Here is a 16,109-nt window from a genome sequence, read left to right as displayed (position 1 = left end):
CGATGCGCGGCGCCCCGCCATGTATCGGATAGATCTTGATCGAACCCGGGCGCATTTCGCCGATGCATGCCGCGGCAACCCTCATCTGGCGATAAAACCCGGACACACGCTGGACGAGTCGAATTGGGTCGATTCTTGCCAAGCGTTCCTGCTCACTGGTTTAACTGGTCACGACGCACCACGCAAGCCGCCCACATGCGCGCCTCTTATCTCCACGTAAACAAGGCGCGCCGCATGAAGGCATCCCATCCATGCGGCGCGGTTTTTCCTGCACGACGTCCGAGCCTTTGCTCAGATCTGGACCATTTCGAAGTCTTCCTTGCGTGCGCCGCATTCGGGACACGTCCAGTTGATTGGGACGTCTTCCCAGCGAGTGCCCGGCGCAATGCCTTCCTCGGGCAGTCCCGCTTCTTCGTCGTAGATCCAGCCACAAATCAGGCACATCCAGCTTCTGTATTCCATACTTATGTCGCGTCGGGCAATCGGTTAAATGAGTGCATGATGGTACCGGTTTGGCGACGCGATGCCTAGCAATGCAGCGCCGATGGCCGATCGGCCGGGATTCGGACGGGATTCGGGCGGGTTTCCCGCTTTCCTGCCCGGAACCGTTACACGGCGCGCGACGCCCTCGCAGCAAGTATCGGTCCAAGTATCGATCCTCGTCGCAGCGGTTTCACCCGGGCGTTCAGCCGGTTCCGGTGCGAAAAAAAGGCCATCTCATGTGCCGGCGTGACTTTAGGCCGCATAATCGTGCCGTTTGCGCCGACTCATTGTCCGTGTGCCTGAACGCCCCATCAGTAGCCGATAAATAGCCATAGATTGAACCAACGAATAATCCGATGCCCAGCGACACCCCTCCTATTGTTCTAACCTTTGGCCTGTCCGACCCCACCGGCGGCTCCGGCCTGCAGGCTGACCTGCTGACCCTTGCCAGCATGGGCTGCCACGGGCTGACCGTCCTGACGGGCTACACCGTGCGCGACTCGGCGACCTGCGACGAAGTCACCGGGCTCGACCCCGACACTGTCGGCACTCAGGCCCGCATGTTGCTGGAAGATATGCCGGTAGCGGCCTTCAAGATCGGTGCGGCGACGCGCGCGGAAGTGGTCAGTGCGATTGCGGAAGTCGTCGCCGACTACGACGATATTCCTCTGATCCTCGCGCCCGACTTCACGCTCGACGACGAACACGTGCTGGCAGCGGACGAATTGCGCGAATCGATGGCAGATTTGCTGGTGCCGCAAACCACCATGCTCGTGGCCGACCACGCCACACTCCTGCAGCTCGCGCAGCCGGACGGCGATGCCGAAGCGCCCACGCTTGACGCCGCGATCTCGCATCTGCTGTCGCAGGGTTGCGAGTACATCCTCGCGACGGAAACGGGCACGCACCGGCATGTGAATACGCTTTACGGCGAGGAAGGCCAGATCAGGCAGGACACGTGGGACCGTACCGAGCACCGCATGATGGGCATTACCGACACGCTCGGCTCCGCCATCGCCGCGTTGCTCGCGAACGGGCAGGAACCGGCGGAAGCCGCGCGCGAGGCGCAAGAGTATGTATTCCAGGCGACGCGAGCCGCCTTCAGGCCCGGCATGGGCGCATATTTGCCGGATCGTTTTTTCTGGGCGCGTTCAAACGATGACGACGAAACCCCGCCCGTGGTGGTCGACGCGCCACCCGTTACACCGGGCGAAGCCCGCCATTGAGACTTTTCTGGAGCGAGACTGACACATGCCGTTGCGCAAAACATCGCTCCACTCACTCACGCACAGCCCCGGCACTGTACGTGTCGGCTGCGCTGGCTGGGGTCTGTCAGACGCGGTCGCGGAACACTTCCCCGGCGAAGGCACTCACCTCGCTCGTTATTCGCAGGTGCTGACCTGCGTCGAAATCAACTCCAGTTTTTATCGGCCGCATCGGGCAGAGACGTATGCGCGCTGGCGCGATAGTGTGCCCAGCACGTTTCGCTTTTCGGTGAAAATCCCGAAAGCCGTAACGCACGACGCGCGTCTCGCAGGCTGCGAACCGCTGCTCGACGCCTTCTTCGAATCCGCGACTCAACTGGGCAGTACGCTCGGCTGCTGGCTCGTGCAACTGCCGCCCAGCCTCGCGTTCGATCCGGACACGGTTGAAGCGTTTTTTACATCGATGCGCGAGCGCACAAGCATTCCCGTCGCGCTGGAAGCCCGCCACGAAAGCTGGTTCACGAAGGGCGCGGCTTCGTTGCTGAAGTCGAACAAGATCGCCTACGTTGATGCCGATCCGCAACCCGATGATTGTTTCATCGCGCATCGGGCGGATACGTCGCTGGCGTATTTCCGGCTGCATGGTTCGCCGGAGATGTATCAGTCGTCGTACGAATACCCCTATCTCGATGCCCTCGCGCTTACGCTGCATGACCGGGCGAAAAAAGCGCAAGACGTATGGTGCATCTTCGACAACACCGCCGCCGGTCACGCCCAGTTCAACGCGCTGCGCGTGAAAAGCCGGAAGGCATTGAGCGTGCGTCCAAAGCGCGCTGCCGTGAGGGAGAAAGCCGATGCTTGAGTGCAGGAAATGGTTAGGTGCGCGGGTTATTACGGGCGTGGTGCTGGCTGTCAGTTGCGCTGCGTCGTTCGCCCAGACCCAGACGGCGCCCACTGCGGGCGCGAACGCTAATCCAACGCCTGTCGGCGACGGCACGTTTTTGCTGACTATCTTTCTGAAGCACGATGAGTCGAAGACGCTGCCGAAGATCAACGAACAACTGAAGGAGCAAGGCTTCTACAAGGCGTTTCCGCCGCCGGGCGTTCAGGTCGTCTCGTGGTACGTGATGATGGGCATCGGGCAGGTAGTCACGCTGCGAGTGCCCGCCGACAAACTGCGCGAAGTGAATCGCGCGATCGAAAATACCGCGTGGGGCGGCTATCGCACCGAGTTCTACCCGACCTACGACTACAAAGCGGCCGCCGAACAGATGCGCGAACAGAATAAATAGCGTTTCGACAACCCATAAAAAAACCCGCATTGTTGCCAATGCGGGTTTTTCTTTTGGCATGCGCCGAGCTTCCGGAGAAGCCCGTGCCGCCATGTAAATTCGGTTGAAACCGAAATTACATGTCCATGCCCATACCGCCCATGCCGCCGCCCATACCGCCGCCCATCGGAGCATCGTCCTTCGGCAGTTCCGACACAGCGCAGTCGGTCGTCAGCAGCAGACCTGCCACCGATGCCGCGTTTTGCAGTGCCGTACGCGTCACCTTGGTCGGGTCCACAACACCGGCTTCCACCAGGTCGCCGTACTCGCCGGTTTGCGCGTTGTAGCCGAAGTTGCCCGTACCGGCTGCAACGGCTGCCACCACGACGCTGGCTTCTTCGCCGCCGTTCGTGACGATCTGGCGAAGCGGCTCTTCCATCGCGCGCAGCACGATCTTGATGCCGGCGTCCTGATCAGCGTTGGCGCCCTTCAAGTCCTTCAGTGCCAGACGAGCGCGGATCAGCGCAACGCCGCCACCAGCCACGATGCCTTCTTCCACAGCTGCGCGCGTTGCGTGCAGTGCGTCTTCAACACGTGCCTTCTTTTCCTTCATTTCCATTTCGGTAGCAGCGCCAACCTTAATCACTGCCACGCCGCCAGCCAGCTTGGCGACACGTTCCTGCAGCTTTTCACGGTCGTAGTCCGACGTTGCTTCGTCGATTTGCGTGCGAACTTGCTTCACACGGTTTTCGATTGCCGAAGCTTCGCCAGCGCCGTCGATGATCGTGGTGTTTTCTTTCGCCACTTCGATGCGCTTAGCCGAACCCAGCTCAGCCAGCGTAGCCTTTTCCAGCGTCAGGCCGGTTTCTTCCGCAATCACTTGACCACCGGTCAGGATCGCGATGTCTTCCAGCATGGCCTTACGACGGTCGCCAAAGCCCGGAGCCTTGACAGCAACAGTCTTCAGGATGCCGCGGATGTTGTTCACAACCAGCGTTGCCAGTGCTTCGCCTTCCACATCTTCAGCGATGATCAGCAGCGGACGGCCAGCCTTGGCGACTTGTTCCAGGATCGGGAGCAGGTCACGGATGTTCGACACCTTCTTGTCGTGCAGCAGCACGAACGGGTTTTCGAGGATCGCGGTTTGCTTTTCCGGCGTGTTGATGAAATACGGCGACAGGTAGCCGCGGTCGAATTGCATACCTTCAACCACGTCCAGCTCGTCTTCCAGCGACTTGCCGTCTTCAACGGTGATCACGCCTTCCTTGCCGACCTTGTCCATTGCTTCAGCAATACGGTCACCAATCGACGAATCGCTGTTAGCCGAAATCGCGCCAACCTGAGCGATTTCCTTGTTCGTCGTGCAAGGCTTGCTGATCTTGCGCAGTTCTTCGATAGCAGCCGTAACTGCCTTGTCGATGCCGCGCTTCAGGTCCATCGGGTTCATGCCCGATGCAACGTACTTCATGCCTTCGCGAACGATCGACTGGGCCAGAACCGTAGCTGTCGTCGTGCCGTCGCCGGCGTTATCGCTGGTGCGGGAAGCAACTTCCTTCACCATTTGCGCGCCCATGTTCTGGAGCTTGTCTTTCAGTTCGATTTCTTTAGCGACCGACACGCCGTCCTTCGTGACCGTCGGGCCGCCGAAGCTGCGTTCCAGGACCACGTTACGACCCTTCGGGCCCAGCGTGACCTTGACCGCGTTGGCCAGGATGTTCACGCCTTCGACCATCTTTGCACGGGCGATATCGCCAAATACGACTTCTTTAGCTGCCATATTCAAACTCCTTGATTCGTTTCAGTTTTCTGACTTTCAATCAGGTCGTGCGAGATTCGCTGTGACGTATCAATCAACGGTTCGATCGCGCCGGCCAGGAAAGCCGAGTGGACTTGAAGGTGATTTACTTGACCAGGACGGCCATGATGTCTTCTTCGCGCATCACGAGCAGTTCATTGCCGTCGACCTTGACGGTCTGACCAGCGTATTTACCGAACAGCACGCGGTCGCCCACTTTGACGTCGAGGGCGTTTTGCGTACCCTTGTCATCGCGCTTGCCCGGGCCGACGGCCAGGATTTCGCCTTGATCCGGCTTTTCAGCTGCAGCGTCGGGGATGATGAGACCCGAGGCAGTCTTGGTTTCCTGATCCAGACGTTTGACGATGACGCGATCGTGCAAAGGACGAAGGTTCATACACACTCCTCTCTTAACTGAGACTATAAAAACGCGGGGACACCCGTCCGGCAAGCCAAAAGGCCACCGGGCGGAAAACTGTTAGCACTCTCGTGCGACGAGTGCCAAGTATATGGCACACCCATCGGTAATTTCAAGAAGGGATATCGGCAGGGGACGAGAAATATGTCGGCACGCAGAAAAACTGAGCGATCTGAAGCAGCAGAAGCTGGCAGAAGGCTTCGCGGCATCGGAATACGGCTGGGACGGTGTCGCCGACGAAGAACTCGTCGCGCATGACTCGGGACGGCGGTGCTCGTTCTGGCTCTGGCTGCGAAGGTGCGCCGTTGCTTGTCACAAACAATTGCGGCATGCTCGACGGCCCAGCGCCGTCGTGTCGAGCTGTCCTCGATCACGGCCCGGGTATGCCTGAGTTCGATCGTCCGCCTCGTTGCAGAGATCCCATCGGATCATCGCCGACATAGTTGACCGCCATGCCGAGATGCCGACGTTGGCGCACTTCGAGCGTTCGCTTCACTCCTGTCGGGTGCCACACAAAGTGAAATCTGTGCCAGGTAAGTGAAAAACTACTGGCACAGTTGGTGAAAAAATCCGGAGCGTCCGCCCTTCTTGCGAGGACTCGGCCCGTCCGCGGCTGTCGCCGACCCCACTCCGGCCGTTCGACACCGCGTCACTGACCGGGAAACTTTTAACCCAACGAGGTCGATCGCGCGCGCAACCTCAATGGCCGCTGCCGAAGTCGAAAGTATATCTGCCCAGACCGAGGCAACATCTGCTCTGACGAAGCGAACTTTAGGTTGCTCCCTCGCGAATAACCGGCTTCGGCTAGCTACGCTTTGAAGTGCGCCTCGATTCGATCAAAAAAATGACTCACCACGAACGTTTCCAACTGGGATAACTTATTAGCGACCAAATTTTCTAAGGTTTTTGTTTCCAGTTGATCTACTATGTATTCCTTTTGCGTAGTCTGATCACGAGAAGAAACCAGCCAATAAAACCTCTTATCATTCGTGAGGCCCATATAGCACGCTAAGTAAATATAGGCCAATCTTCGGTGTTCTTGGATTTTTTGGGATGGATCAAATCGTAGTGTGACGCTTTTGTTCCACACGTCATTGTCGGAGAGATTCAAGGTCAGCCCATAATTTCTTAGCGGGAAAACCATTTCACTTTCCCTCTTGAATACCGAAAACTTACCAAGACTGCTATCCAGATCGTGCTGATGGAGCGACATCATGCTAGACAGATGTTCACGAGTGCGTTCGATGCATGACTTAACTTCGCGCAATTTTATATTTACTTCAGAATTAAGTCGCGTTGCATCGATAAATGTGTCGCTATTGGCCACCTGTAACGAAAATGTTTTCATTGCCAAAACCAATCCGCGTCGCACACCTGCATCGGATTTTTCAGCATCAAGAATATGCTGCTTTACCGTCTCAACTTGAGAAATTAATTCCGCGATAGTCGGACGTTCGTCGGGGATCTGGGCGGTACACGCGGTCACGATACTTTGGGTGAGATTCGCATACTCTTTCGGTAAATAGCCTTTGAGATGATTCCCCGCAGCGCCTAACGTTTCGCAATCGTTCGGGGGATTACTTGCGGCAAGTACTGCCCACAGTGTCCGTCCCAGGCCCCAGATGTCACCTGGGCGATGATTTACGTCAGGATAAAAACTTAGCCATTCCGGCGCTCGATATCCTTGAGAACCTATTTGACCATTGATCGATGTTAACCTCTCGTCATCGGCAGTTGTGCACCATAACGATAATCCGAAATCAGATAGCGCGGGATCGTTCTGCTCGTCTATAAGTATGTTTTGCGGCTTAATATCCCTGATTGCTAATCCGACATCATGCAACCTTTTTACAATTTGCAAGACGCCCTGGAAATGCTCGAGTTTTTCGATGATGCCTATCGATCCTGCTTCGTTGACCAAATATCGATCTCGAAATGTCCCTCCGGCATAATACGGCATCACATAAAAAGGTCGCCCCTCATGAAGCCCATGATCCACGCACTTAACGCAACCAGCTATTCCGGACAAGTTTTTCACGATCTCTATTTCCGCCAAGAATCGGGCATGTCGTTCTCGACCTGGCTTGTCGCTGGTAAAGAGCTTTAGTGCATGCAAGTTGTCGCTTTCACCTTTTATCACATTTTTTACGAGAAATACTTTACTGTTTCCGCCGCGCTTAAATTCCTCGGCGTTTTCGCTTATCCATAGCCCCTCCCCCGAAAACTCTTTATTCATGGCAAAACTCTTTGTATTTAGGCGTCAAAAAATAAGATAGGTTTCTTTTTTAGGATGAGATTCACTTTTGGAATTATGCCATCAGTCCAGTCGCTACTGAGAGTCCGAGCAAAACGGCGCCACCGTGTCGCGTTGAAAGCGTCTGGTTTGCGCCGACTTTCTGCAAACCTCCCAGCATCACCCCAAGAGTCGACTGGCCGACACGCGCAGATTGCCCGTGCGTGACCGCCTCAGGGTTGTTAGATGCCAGCCGTGGTCGCCATAACTGTGAACACGCCGCGGCGCGTGCCGGCAGGCGTGTAGCCCAAATCAACGCGTTCGATAAATTCGCTTGAATACAACGCGGTCTTTATAGATGCTGCGCACCCGCGTGTATAGGAAACCGAGAGTACCAATGCCTACGATCCAACCTACTATCGACATTGAGTGAGGGAGTATCGATCCGACTATGCTACCTGCGACCACGGCCAGAATGACCGAGCCGAACACGATGGCTCTCGACGGGCCATACTTTAATTCGGCGTGACACCCTCGACAAACACTCGCACCCATCGGGACGCTGTTGTGGCAGTGAGGACAAGTAAGGTTGCTCATGTTTCATTCCTTATTATCTAACTCAATAACGTCTCCCTAACTTGCGGGGTGAAACAGGGAGTGCCTGGCGCAAAATAGTCGATTTACCTGCGTGTCGCGCCTTCTGAATATCGGCAGATCCACACAAAGCTTTAGATGGTGGGCCGACAGAGCCGAGGCATGGAACGCCGTTAGGTGGAGATTCAAGCTTCCTACTGCCCGCTAGGAATGGTTGTCGTGCAGGAGGCTCCTTGGATTCGAGAGACCCACCGCGACCCGTTGCCGCCGCACAGCTTCTTCATTAACGGTTGTTCGAGGAATCAAGATTCGATTGCGCGCCCACCGCACGACCGAACTGATCTATGACTTGCTTCGCGCACTTAGTTCCGAGCGATCGTCCGCATAGGCTAGTTTGCCGACTAGCGCTTGCTGTTTTAGCGGTGTGCCGCTGCAGAACTCAAATATTGATTTCTTTATATAGCCTCCATGGCGTTATGTGACGCCGGATTGCAGCCGTGGTAGGCGCGATCCGTACTGCAACACGTCGGCATTTAGCCCCGCGCCAGCAATAGCTGAGGTAAAGTTGTGATTTAGATTAATGCTCCAAATGCATGACATGATGGCAGCCACATTGTCTGAGCGCGTTCGCGCCCACCGCCAGAACCTTCGCGCAGCCGGTCTGCGGCCGATCCAGATTTGGGTACCTGACACGCGTCGTCCCGGTTTTGCCGAGGAGTGCGCGCGCCAGTCACGCGTGATCCGCGAAAGTCACGCTGAAGGGGATCTGCTCGACTTCATCGAACAGATCGCCGATCTCGACGACCTGCGATAAAGGGGGCAACATCGTCGCCGTCGCTATCCAGGGCGACTTCGGCAAGGCTCGGCCGGCGCTTGCCGTGCAATCCGACCTGTTCACCGAACATCCAAGCGTGGCCTTGCTACTGATTTTCCTGTCCTTTGCCAGCCCAGCATTGGACTTCCGAATTGCCAGCGCGGTGAAGTTTTCAGCGGCACGACCGGCGCAGTTATCATCGCCGACATAGTTGACCGCCATGCCGAGATGCAGACGCTGGTGCACTTCGACGTTCGCTTCGGGTCCTCAAGCATCTTGCCGATGATGAGAGATAGCCTGTATAGCTCGGCGCTGGGAGCCAGCCCGAGTGCATCAAGAGAGAGGTCTATCGTTCAGGGAAACTTGTTTGATCAGCGGCGAAATTTCATGCGCGCGGTTAGCCGGATACGACAGCGGCTTCTCGAGCGTTCGCTCGAGCCACGCGTAGCGCTCGATGCAGTTCAGGCGAGCCGTGCCGATAGTATCGCCGGCGTTGTCGTTGCTGCGATTCTCCGCAAACGCCTGACATCGCGTTGCTCACCGCCACAAAGCTACAGCTGCGCACTACACGCGCGTCACCCCAATATGAATTGCGTTGACGGGCGGATACGTTTCATCCACGCACAACGACAACGGCTTAGCGCGCAGGGGACATCGAACGCTCAAGCCGGTCCGATATCAAGGCAAGAAGTGCCGCCATGTCGTGGCGCTCAACACAGTCCAGCGTCTCATCCTGCGCCGCTCTACTGCAGGTGGTACAGAGTCCGGAAATCGCCTTGAGCGCCGCTATAGCCTGGTACACGTCCCATTCCTGGTCACACTGCCGGACCAGTTCATCGTCGACGCGTCCAGATGCCTCGCCGAGAACTGATGCCACGTCACCGATCACCTGCTCACGTCTATCGTCCATGCCGTACCCCACCGTTTTCAAGTGTTTCCTTGCAGGTTCGTTTTTATTCCTACCGCCATCTATGCCAACACGCGCGAGTACGATCACCTTGTTCCACATTCGGCCGCGACGAGAGCGACAGGTAATCAAGTTTCAGGATCTGGCGCAGCAGTTATGTAAAGCGCGGATCATCCAGATCAGAAATCCTCGCAACGCGAACGAGCGACTTGATTGTCATCAGTCAGATCGGAGAGGCAGGATGTGCCGAGCCGGCCTCGCCTCCCCTCGCCACTATTGAATCCTCCATGCACCGACGCTAACCGCTGTCGCCCGTGTTGCAGGCGAATTTCGAGTTGCTATTTGCGCAACACCTTCGAGCTCTGGCAGCTGTTGCACGCGCGACCGCTCAACTCCCCTCTCCTCAACCCGCATAGCGCCCAATTTGATGCGACTTGCCAAAGTGGCACGCCACGCGTCGGCCGATTACCGTATGGACCATTAACGTGTGAAAACCGTATAAAGCCGCCTCCCGAGCTGACGCAAAAGTACGCATGGGATAGCTTTCCTCGACGTACCCACGACGAGCGGCGGTAAAATCGTTCGACATTGAACTACATCCGACAACGTGCTCATTACGTACACAAATATAGGATACAATTCGTACACATGTCAAGCAGCGTGGATAAGAATTCGTCCAAAGGCATCCGAGAATCGATATGGACGAAACTCCGTAAGGAGTCGGGCGCTCGGCTTCGCGAAGAACGAATGCGCCTCAAGCTTTCGCAGCAGGTGTTCGCAGAAAAGGTAGGCGTCCATCGCCGAACGCAAGTTAATTACGAGGCAGGTGAGCGTGAGCCCGACGCAGCCTATTACGAAGCGGCGGCTTCTTTAGGGATCGATCTCACCTACGTCCTAGAAGGCGAGAGAATCGAAACACTGCCCGCATTAGCGGCGAAAGTTGCCGGGAGGCTTTTTGGCGGGGACGTCAGCCCCGCGGGAGCCAGCGTGCACGCTCTGGAGAATCTGTTCTATCTATTCGGGCTGGATGAGGTACAGAGTGTCTCCCAATCTGATGCGCGCTCCATCAGCAAGGCGCAGGCGGAAGCGCTGGTTCGCATGGCAGTGGAGAAAAGCGAGTTGTTTGAAGAGGCGTTCGATGCGGTTTGCAGATATGCGGGACGACTCGCGAGTGTTTCGGCAAGCGACCTTGCCAACCTGATGTTGGAGACGCTACAGCGGCACGACATCGCCGTCTTTCCGGCAAACACGCGCGCGCGCGATAAGATCCGCTTGATCGCCGACGATGTCATCGAAGAACATCGAGCAAAGTTGGCCCACTGACGGCATTTGCGTCTACAACCATTTCCTTTTTGCGCCGCCTTCGGCACACCGATATCGATCAGTTGCTCGCTTCAGGCCCGCTCGGTTTTTTTTTGCATAAAGTGCCGGCGTGTTCATTCGTTTTGCCATTTTCATCTGGGTATCAGCAAACGCTAGCAAAGGCTGTCCAGCAGGGGTTCAAGCGAATTTCGTCCCTTGCGTATCAATGCTCCTCGCTTTGGGTGCTTCCCCACAGAGACATAGGTGGCAAAGCTGATCTAACGCTGAGTTTTGCGCTTTTAGCCGTGGGCTCGTTCGTGGCGAGTGAGCCGACTGGACACCGCAACTAATTCGATGATCACGGAAGTGGGGCGTCAGGTTTCTTTATCAGCTCGCCGGGGCGGCCCAGTCTTCGATGCGCAACCCGTGCACACGTTTGAATTCACGCACGTTGTTGGTCACCAGCACCGTGCCAGCAGCCAGGGCGTGGCCGGCTATAGCGGAATCGTTATCACCGATCGGTGTTCCGTAGCTCGCCAGTTCGATCCGTACGCGCGTCGTCTCATCAACCGCCGCGGCGTCCCACGGCAAGATACCGTCAAGCCGCGCGACAAAGGTCGACACCAGTGCCGCATGTTTCGGTGACGCTTTTTTGCCGATCGAGCCAAAACGCATTTCCGCATAGGTGATCGCTGAGATGACAATTCGCTGCTGGGCGTCGACACAGGCCTGCAGTCTCGCCAGAACCTCAGCCGGGCGCTCACGCATGATGAAGGAACAGATGTTCGTGTCGAGCATGTAGAGTTGCGTCACTGGCCCGGCTCTCCTGCGTCGTCATCCGGGCCGGAAAGATCAAAGCGACCGGTCTGAACAACGTCAGGACGCTCCGCAAGAAAATCTGTATCGGCGATCGGCTCACCCGCGAACGAAGTCCAGTTGGGCCGCACCGGGCGCAACAGGATGGTGTCCCCTTCGCGCTGGATCTCGAGTTCAGTCACCCCCTCGAACTGCATATCCTTCGGAATTCGGACCGCCTGGTTTGCGTTGTTCTTGAAAATGGATACGGTGCGCACGAGAGCCCCCTGAAAGCGAAAAGTGCACATCAATTTTATGCATATGCCAACATATGTCAAGTACTTCGCGCAAACGTCAGCCAGCGGCAGCGCGCCAGAAAACGGACTTGGCGTTTTAAAACACGGCTGCAACGACACCGAGGCCGCTCTTGCGCGACAGTTTGGAGGAGTGACTGAAACCGACGCTAAAGGTAATTGTAATCAGCGTCAGGCGTTTAGGAACGCGCTGGACGTTGCGGAGAAGCCGCCGCAGAAGCTGTTTTGAGGTCCGAACCGACCACTCAAGGCTCCCGATAATTTCTTGTTTTTACGTCCACCCGCGCGGCACACTACAATCTAGCCCGCCGATGTCCTTTGTTTCATCCTGCCGACTGTCATGTATATCCCGTTTGTCCGCCCGCTTTCCCGTCTCTCGCTCGCCCTGCCGCTGCTGATCCTCGCCGCGTGTGGCGGTAAGGCCGCGCCCACGCCCAGCTACCAGGCCGAAATGTTCTCCACCGGCACGAGCCCGTTCGCGCACAACTACGACGCCACGAGCCAGGAAACCTGCGAAGCCTCGCGCCGCGCGTTGCTGAGCCAGGGTTACATGACGACCATGACGCAGCCCGATACCGTCGACGCCACGAAGAACTTCCAGCCAACGCCGGATACACACGTGGTGGTGTCGTTTCATGTGGTCTGCACGGCTGGCGAGAACGCCAGCAACACGAGCATCGCGTATGTGAACGCCGTGCAGGATGGGTACACGCTGAAGAAAAGCGATACATCGGCGAGTGTGGGATTGAGCGTGCTCGGCTCGCTCTCGCTGCCGATCCGCTCGAACAGCGACTCGATGGTGAAAATTTCCAGCGAAACCGTGCCGGCAGGCAAGTTCTATGACCGCTTTTTTAGCCTCGTCGGACATTACTTGCACACCGTGCCGCGCAGCTCTCCTATCCCCGGCGAGAACGTCAGCAGCCAGGCGCTGGCGCCATCGCTGATTCTGAACTCGCCGGAGCTCACGCCGATTCCGATCGTGGTGCAGACGCCGGCTGCAAGTTCAGCCGCCCGGGCCGTAGTGGCTTCAGCGGCCAGCGCCGCGACAGCAGCGAGTGCCGTCTCAGCGGCCAGCGCCGCGACAGCAGCGAGTGCCGTCTCAGCCGCCAGCGCCACGGCGGTGACAGCGGCGGTGACTGCAGCAGCGCCGGCTTCCGCGCCGGCAGCAGCGTCGGCGACCACGCCTTAAGCGCTCGAAAATAGCCGGCATCCGATACGGTCAGCCTCTAGACGCTCGGAGTCACCCCTCAGTTAGGCACATTCACCCCGCCACCGCCGAACGTGATCGCGTTCGAGCCCGGCGAAGCGGAAATCGCCGGCAAATTGGCCACCGTCAACGCCGGCGCCGCCCCGGCCGTGCCGCCTCGCGGCACCGTGTGCACGACCTGCGAAGGTGGCAACGGCGCGCCATTCTTCAAATGCGCCCACATCAGGTTCAGCGCCTGCAGGTTGTAGTAATGCAGCGGCACGAAGCGTGTATCGAAGCCCGCGACGCCCAGGAACGCATCGAAATGCTGGCCGTTCGTCACCTCATAAAACGACAAATTGCTTGAATTGCCCTCGGCGAACTTGTTCATCGCGGCGTAGGGGCGCGACGCGTGGTTGATCGGCACGAGCGTGTCCGAGCGCCCCTGCACGATGATCGCGGGCTTGCCGTGCAGATTCGCGCTCACGCGGATCGCATCGACACTCGCCGTCATCCGCGCGTCGGCGTTCGTCCACAAACCGCGCAGACAAAACGCACCCGCGAAACTGGCATCGGCAGTAGCAAAGCGATGATCCGCCGCGCCCGACGTCCCGGCGTTGTAGACGAGATTGATGCCGTTGGTCGGCGGCACACCGTTGCCGTTACCGAACACGGTCAGCATCGGAGAAACCAGCGGCGTCACCCCCGCCGCCCCCGTCGCGGCATTGGTCGTACCGAAACTGAAATTGCAGAGGTTATCGGCGACGCTCGACTGCGTGTACGCGTTCGCGTACGTCACGGCGACCGCGGGCACGGCCTGCGAATCCCACATCGGCGCTTGCAGAAGGTCGGAGTCCGTCTGATAACCGGCCTGATGCAGCTTGGCGAGCGCATCGGTGGCCTGACTGTTCACATCGCCTCCGGCAATCGTGCCGTTCGCCGCCAGCGACGCGCAACGCGCTGCCCGGATCGCCGCCGTCGTGGCCACGGGCAACGCCGTGAGATACGGCGCGCCCGCCGCGGCCGGCGCCAGCGCCGCGCAAGGCTGCAACACGTTCGCGAGCGTCATGTAGTCGGCAAGCGGCCGGCCGAACGACGCCACCGGCACGCCGCCCTGGCTCACTGAAACCTGCGACGGCACGCGCAGGTTGATCTGCGGCTCACCGACCACCACCGCCGTGATCCACCCTTGCGTGTCCTGCTCGGCCGCCGCGAGCGACGCGCCGCCGCCGTTGCTCACCGACGCCGCGATGGTCGTCACATCGCCGCGGTTATAGCGCGTCTTGCGCGTGGTGCCGTCGAGCGGGCCGTAGGTGTCGTTGAGCGCCCAGTACGCGAACTGGATCGCCTGCAGCGTATTTGTGCCCCAGTTTTTCTCAGGATTCTGCTGCGAGTGCGCGTGCTTGAACGCGTAGCGATTCGGGAACTGCGTGTTGAACGTGGCGAGATCGGTTGTGCCGAGGTTCGCCGTGAACACGCTGGTCTTGCCCGCAGCAGCTGCGTTGAGCAACGTGCCGTCGATGAGCGTCGCCGTGTTTGTCGACAATTCGTGTGCGCCGTTGCCGCTGCCTTTGTCGGTGTAAGCGACCGCGCAGCCGCGTTTCAAGCCCCATTCACCCGCTGCCGATATCGCCCCGTACACGCCGCGCGACCCCGACGAAGTCGCCGTGACGATGCACGGCTGGTCAGGGTTGAAGCTCGTTGGAATCTGCACGAGCAAACTCACGTTGAGCTTGCCGCTGCCGTCGTCAGCGAATGCGAGATATTCCTTGCCGGCGATCTTCCCCTCGCCGAGCGTGTCGTTGCCGTTCAGGTCGACATTCGGCCCCCAGAAGCGCCCGTAGCCGCCATTGGCGGACATATCGACGAGCGCCCGATAGTTCGAATAGATCGCGAGGCGCCTCAATTCAGCGGCGCTTGGCGCGGCTGCGTTGGCAATGCCGGGCGGAGTCGCCAATGCCAGCCCGGTCTTGCCCAGCCCCGCTGTCAGCAGGTCGTCGCTCGAACCGTCATAGCTTTGCGTGCGTACGCTGCCCGAGACGAAGCTTGGCAGCGAGTTGGTCTGCGAACCGTTGTTGTCACCGTTGCCGTGACAGGCCGCGAGGCCGAACGCCGCCGCGGCCAGGCCAAGCGCCACGCCTCCTGAGAGTCGTTTCATCGTCGGTCTCCACCCTTTGTTTTTATTCGATGTGTTTCATCCGATGCACGTGGCAAAGCCCGGGCCAGGACCACAAGCTAAAACGGGTTCCGGTGCGAAGCACCGGAACCCGTTATTTAAACCACTGGACCAAACCGCGTCGTACGCTGCTCAAACGCTGCAACGACGCGCCGCAGCCCAAGGCTCAAAAACGCATCAGCCTCCACCGTTCGGTGCAGCCAGACCAATCTTGTTCGTCACCGACGTCACACCGGGCACGCCCTTCGCCACTTCTTCGGCCTTCGGAATCTGCGCGCCGTCCGGCACCGAGCCCGTCAGCGTGACTGCACCGCCGCGTGCGCGCACGAAGATGTTCGACACGTCGATGCCCTGTGCCTTACTCAATGCACGCCGCACATCGAGGCCGAGCTTGCGGTTGACCTGCTTGGTGGTCTTGGCCGTGGCCTTCGCCGACGCTGCGTCCGTCGTGGCCATGGCATCACTTGATTGAGCATAGGCGCTCGACGCCACTGCGACGCACACCACAACGCTCAGCGCCTTCAACATATCGACTACTTTCATGACTTCTCCTTTTGTTTCGCTTTGGACTTCGCAAAGTGTTACTTCTTGTGCTTCTTTTGGACCGCATCAACCC

17 protein-coding genes are annotated in these 16,109 nt (G+C 58.3%); 7 read left to right on the top strand and 10 right to left on the bottom strand.

Annotated elements, in window-relative coordinates; genetic code table 11:
* Window positions 1-291: 291 nt before the first annotated feature.
* The gene (locus M0D69_RS25000) at window positions 292-462 is read right to left on the bottom strand and encodes a rubredoxin (protein WP_025527884.1); all 171 of its coding nucleotides are present in this window, start codon (window positions 460-462) and stop codon (window positions 292-294) included.
* A 377-nt stretch (window positions 463-839) separates the two neighbouring features.
* On the opposite strand from M0D69_RS25000, the gene M0D69_RS24995 reads away from it, so the two are divergent.
* From M0D69_RS24995 to M0D69_RS24985, 3 genes are read left to right on the top strand one after another with little or no spacing between them, the layout of a single operon-like run.
* A complete protein-coding gene (locus tag M0D69_RS24995) occupies window positions 840-1,709 on the top strand; it encodes a hydroxymethylpyrimidine/phosphomethylpyrimidine kinase (protein WP_047845055.1) in 870 nt (289 codons plus the stop codon).
* A 25-nt stretch (window positions 1,710-1,734) separates the two neighbouring features.
* Window positions 1,735-2,550: a DUF72 domain-containing protein gene (locus M0D69_RS24990; protein ID WP_301784543.1), complete on the top strand. Its 816-nt coding sequence runs from the start codon at window positions 1,735-1,737 to the stop codon at window positions 2,548-2,550.
* Complete coding sequence (locus M0D69_RS24985; RefSeq protein WP_301784542.1) at window positions 2,543-2,980, top strand: hypothetical protein; 438 nt, start codon at window positions 2,543-2,545, stop codon at window positions 2,978-2,980. Before M0D69_RS24990 ends, M0D69_RS24985 begins: the two co-directional genes overlap by 8 nt.
* Before the next feature lie 115 nt (window positions 2,981-3,095).
* Here M0D69_RS24985 and groL read toward each other — a convergent pair whose 3' ends face one another.
* The 3 genes from groL to M0D69_RS24970 form a co-directional block, all read right to left on the bottom strand.
* Window positions 3,096-4,736, bottom strand: a complete 1,641-nt coding sequence (gene groL, locus M0D69_RS24980; RefSeq protein ID WP_301784541.1) for a chaperonin GroEL — start codon at window positions 4,734-4,736, stop codon at window positions 3,096-3,098.
* A gap of 124 nt (window positions 4,737-4,860) precedes the next feature.
* Complete coding sequence (locus M0D69_RS24975) at window positions 4,861-5,151, bottom strand: co-chaperone GroES (protein ID WP_031362728.1); 291 nt, start codon at window positions 5,149-5,151, stop codon at window positions 4,861-4,863.
* 829 nt (window positions 5,152-5,980) lie between these two features.
* Window positions 5,981-7,408 carry a protein kinase gene (locus M0D69_RS24970; protein WP_301784540.1) on the bottom strand — a complete coding sequence of 476 codons (1,428 nt, stop codon included), beginning with the start codon at window positions 7,406-7,408 and terminating at the stop codon, window positions 5,981-5,983.
* Window positions 7,409-8,579: 1,171 nt separating this feature from the next.
* On the opposite strand from M0D69_RS24970, the gene M0D69_RS24965 reads away from it, so the two are divergent.
* Window positions 8,580-8,813, top strand: coding sequence for an antitoxin MazE family protein (locus M0D69_RS24965; protein ID WP_367619758.1), 234 nt, complete (start codon window positions 8,580-8,582; stop codon window positions 8,811-8,813).
* Here the strand turns inward: M0D69_RS24965 and M0D69_RS24960 are convergent.
* Together M0D69_RS24960 and M0D69_RS24955 are read right to left on the bottom strand one after the other, a co-directional pair.
* Window positions 8,730-9,035, bottom strand: coding sequence for a hypothetical protein (locus M0D69_RS24960; RefSeq protein WP_301784584.1), 306 nt, complete (start codon window positions 9,033-9,035; stop codon window positions 8,730-8,732). The genes M0D69_RS24965 and M0D69_RS24960 overlap by 84 nt on opposite strands.
* A gap of 415 nt (window positions 9,036-9,450) precedes the next feature.
* Complete coding sequence (locus M0D69_RS24955) at window positions 9,451-9,723, bottom strand: hypothetical protein (protein ID WP_301784539.1); 273 nt, start codon at window positions 9,721-9,723, stop codon at window positions 9,451-9,453.
* 681 nt (window positions 9,724-10,404) lie between these two features.
* On the opposite strand from M0D69_RS24955, the gene M0D69_RS24950 reads away from it, so the two are divergent.
* Window positions 10,405-11,043 (top strand): helix-turn-helix domain-containing protein, encoded by a 639-nt coding sequence (locus tag M0D69_RS24950; protein ID WP_367619760.1) that lies wholly within the window; start codon window positions 10,405-10,407, stop codon window positions 11,041-11,043.
* Between the two features lie 366 nt (window positions 11,044-11,409).
* Here the strand turns inward: M0D69_RS24950 and M0D69_RS24945 are convergent, their stop codons facing one another.
* Window positions 11,410-11,835, bottom strand: coding sequence for a type II toxin-antitoxin system VapC family toxin (locus M0D69_RS24945; protein WP_301784538.1), 426 nt, complete (start codon window positions 11,833-11,835; stop codon window positions 11,410-11,412).
* Window positions 11,832-12,095 carry a type II toxin-antitoxin system VapB family antitoxin gene (gene vapB / locus M0D69_RS24940; RefSeq protein WP_301784537.1) on the bottom strand — a complete coding sequence of 88 codons (264 nt, stop codon included), beginning with the start codon at window positions 12,093-12,095 and terminating at the stop codon, window positions 11,832-11,834. Before vapB ends, M0D69_RS24945 begins: the two co-directional genes overlap by 4 nt.
* Before the next feature lie 22 nt (window positions 12,096-12,117).
* Between vapB and M0D69_RS24935 the strand changes: the two genes are divergently transcribed.
* Both M0D69_RS24935 and M0D69_RS24930 read left to right on the top strand, forming a co-directional pair.
* Window positions 12,118-12,360 carry a hypothetical protein gene (locus tag M0D69_RS24935; protein WP_301784536.1) on the top strand — a complete coding sequence of 81 codons (243 nt, stop codon included), beginning with the start codon at window positions 12,118-12,120 and terminating at the stop codon, window positions 12,358-12,360.
* Window positions 12,361-12,471: 111 nt separating this feature from the next.
* Complete coding sequence (locus M0D69_RS24930; protein ID WP_301784535.1) at window positions 12,472-13,320, top strand: DUF2242 domain-containing protein; 849 nt, start codon at window positions 12,472-12,474, stop codon at window positions 13,318-13,320.
* Between the two features lie 58 nt (window positions 13,321-13,378).
* Here M0D69_RS24930 and M0D69_RS24925 read toward each other — a convergent pair whose 3' ends face one another.
* Entirely contained in the window at window positions 13,379-15,475 is a 2,097-nt protein-coding gene (locus M0D69_RS24925) for a D-(-)-3-hydroxybutyrate oligomer hydrolase (RefSeq protein WP_301784534.1), read from the bottom strand.
* Window positions 15,476-15,670: 195 nt separating this feature from the next.
* Window positions 15,671-16,036 (bottom strand): BON domain-containing protein, encoded by a 366-nt coding sequence (locus tag M0D69_RS24920; protein ID WP_301784533.1) that lies wholly within the window; start codon window positions 16,034-16,036, stop codon window positions 15,671-15,673.
* Window positions 16,037-16,109: the final 73 nt, after the last annotated feature.

This window comes from Caballeronia sp. SEWSISQ10-4 2 (assembly GCF_030464885.1).
Classification (GTDB): Bacteria; Pseudomonadota; Gammaproteobacteria; order Burkholderiales; family Burkholderiaceae; genus Caballeronia.
Note: the sequence above shows the minus strand (reverse complement) of the source record. Positions and strands in the feature narration are given on the sequence as shown.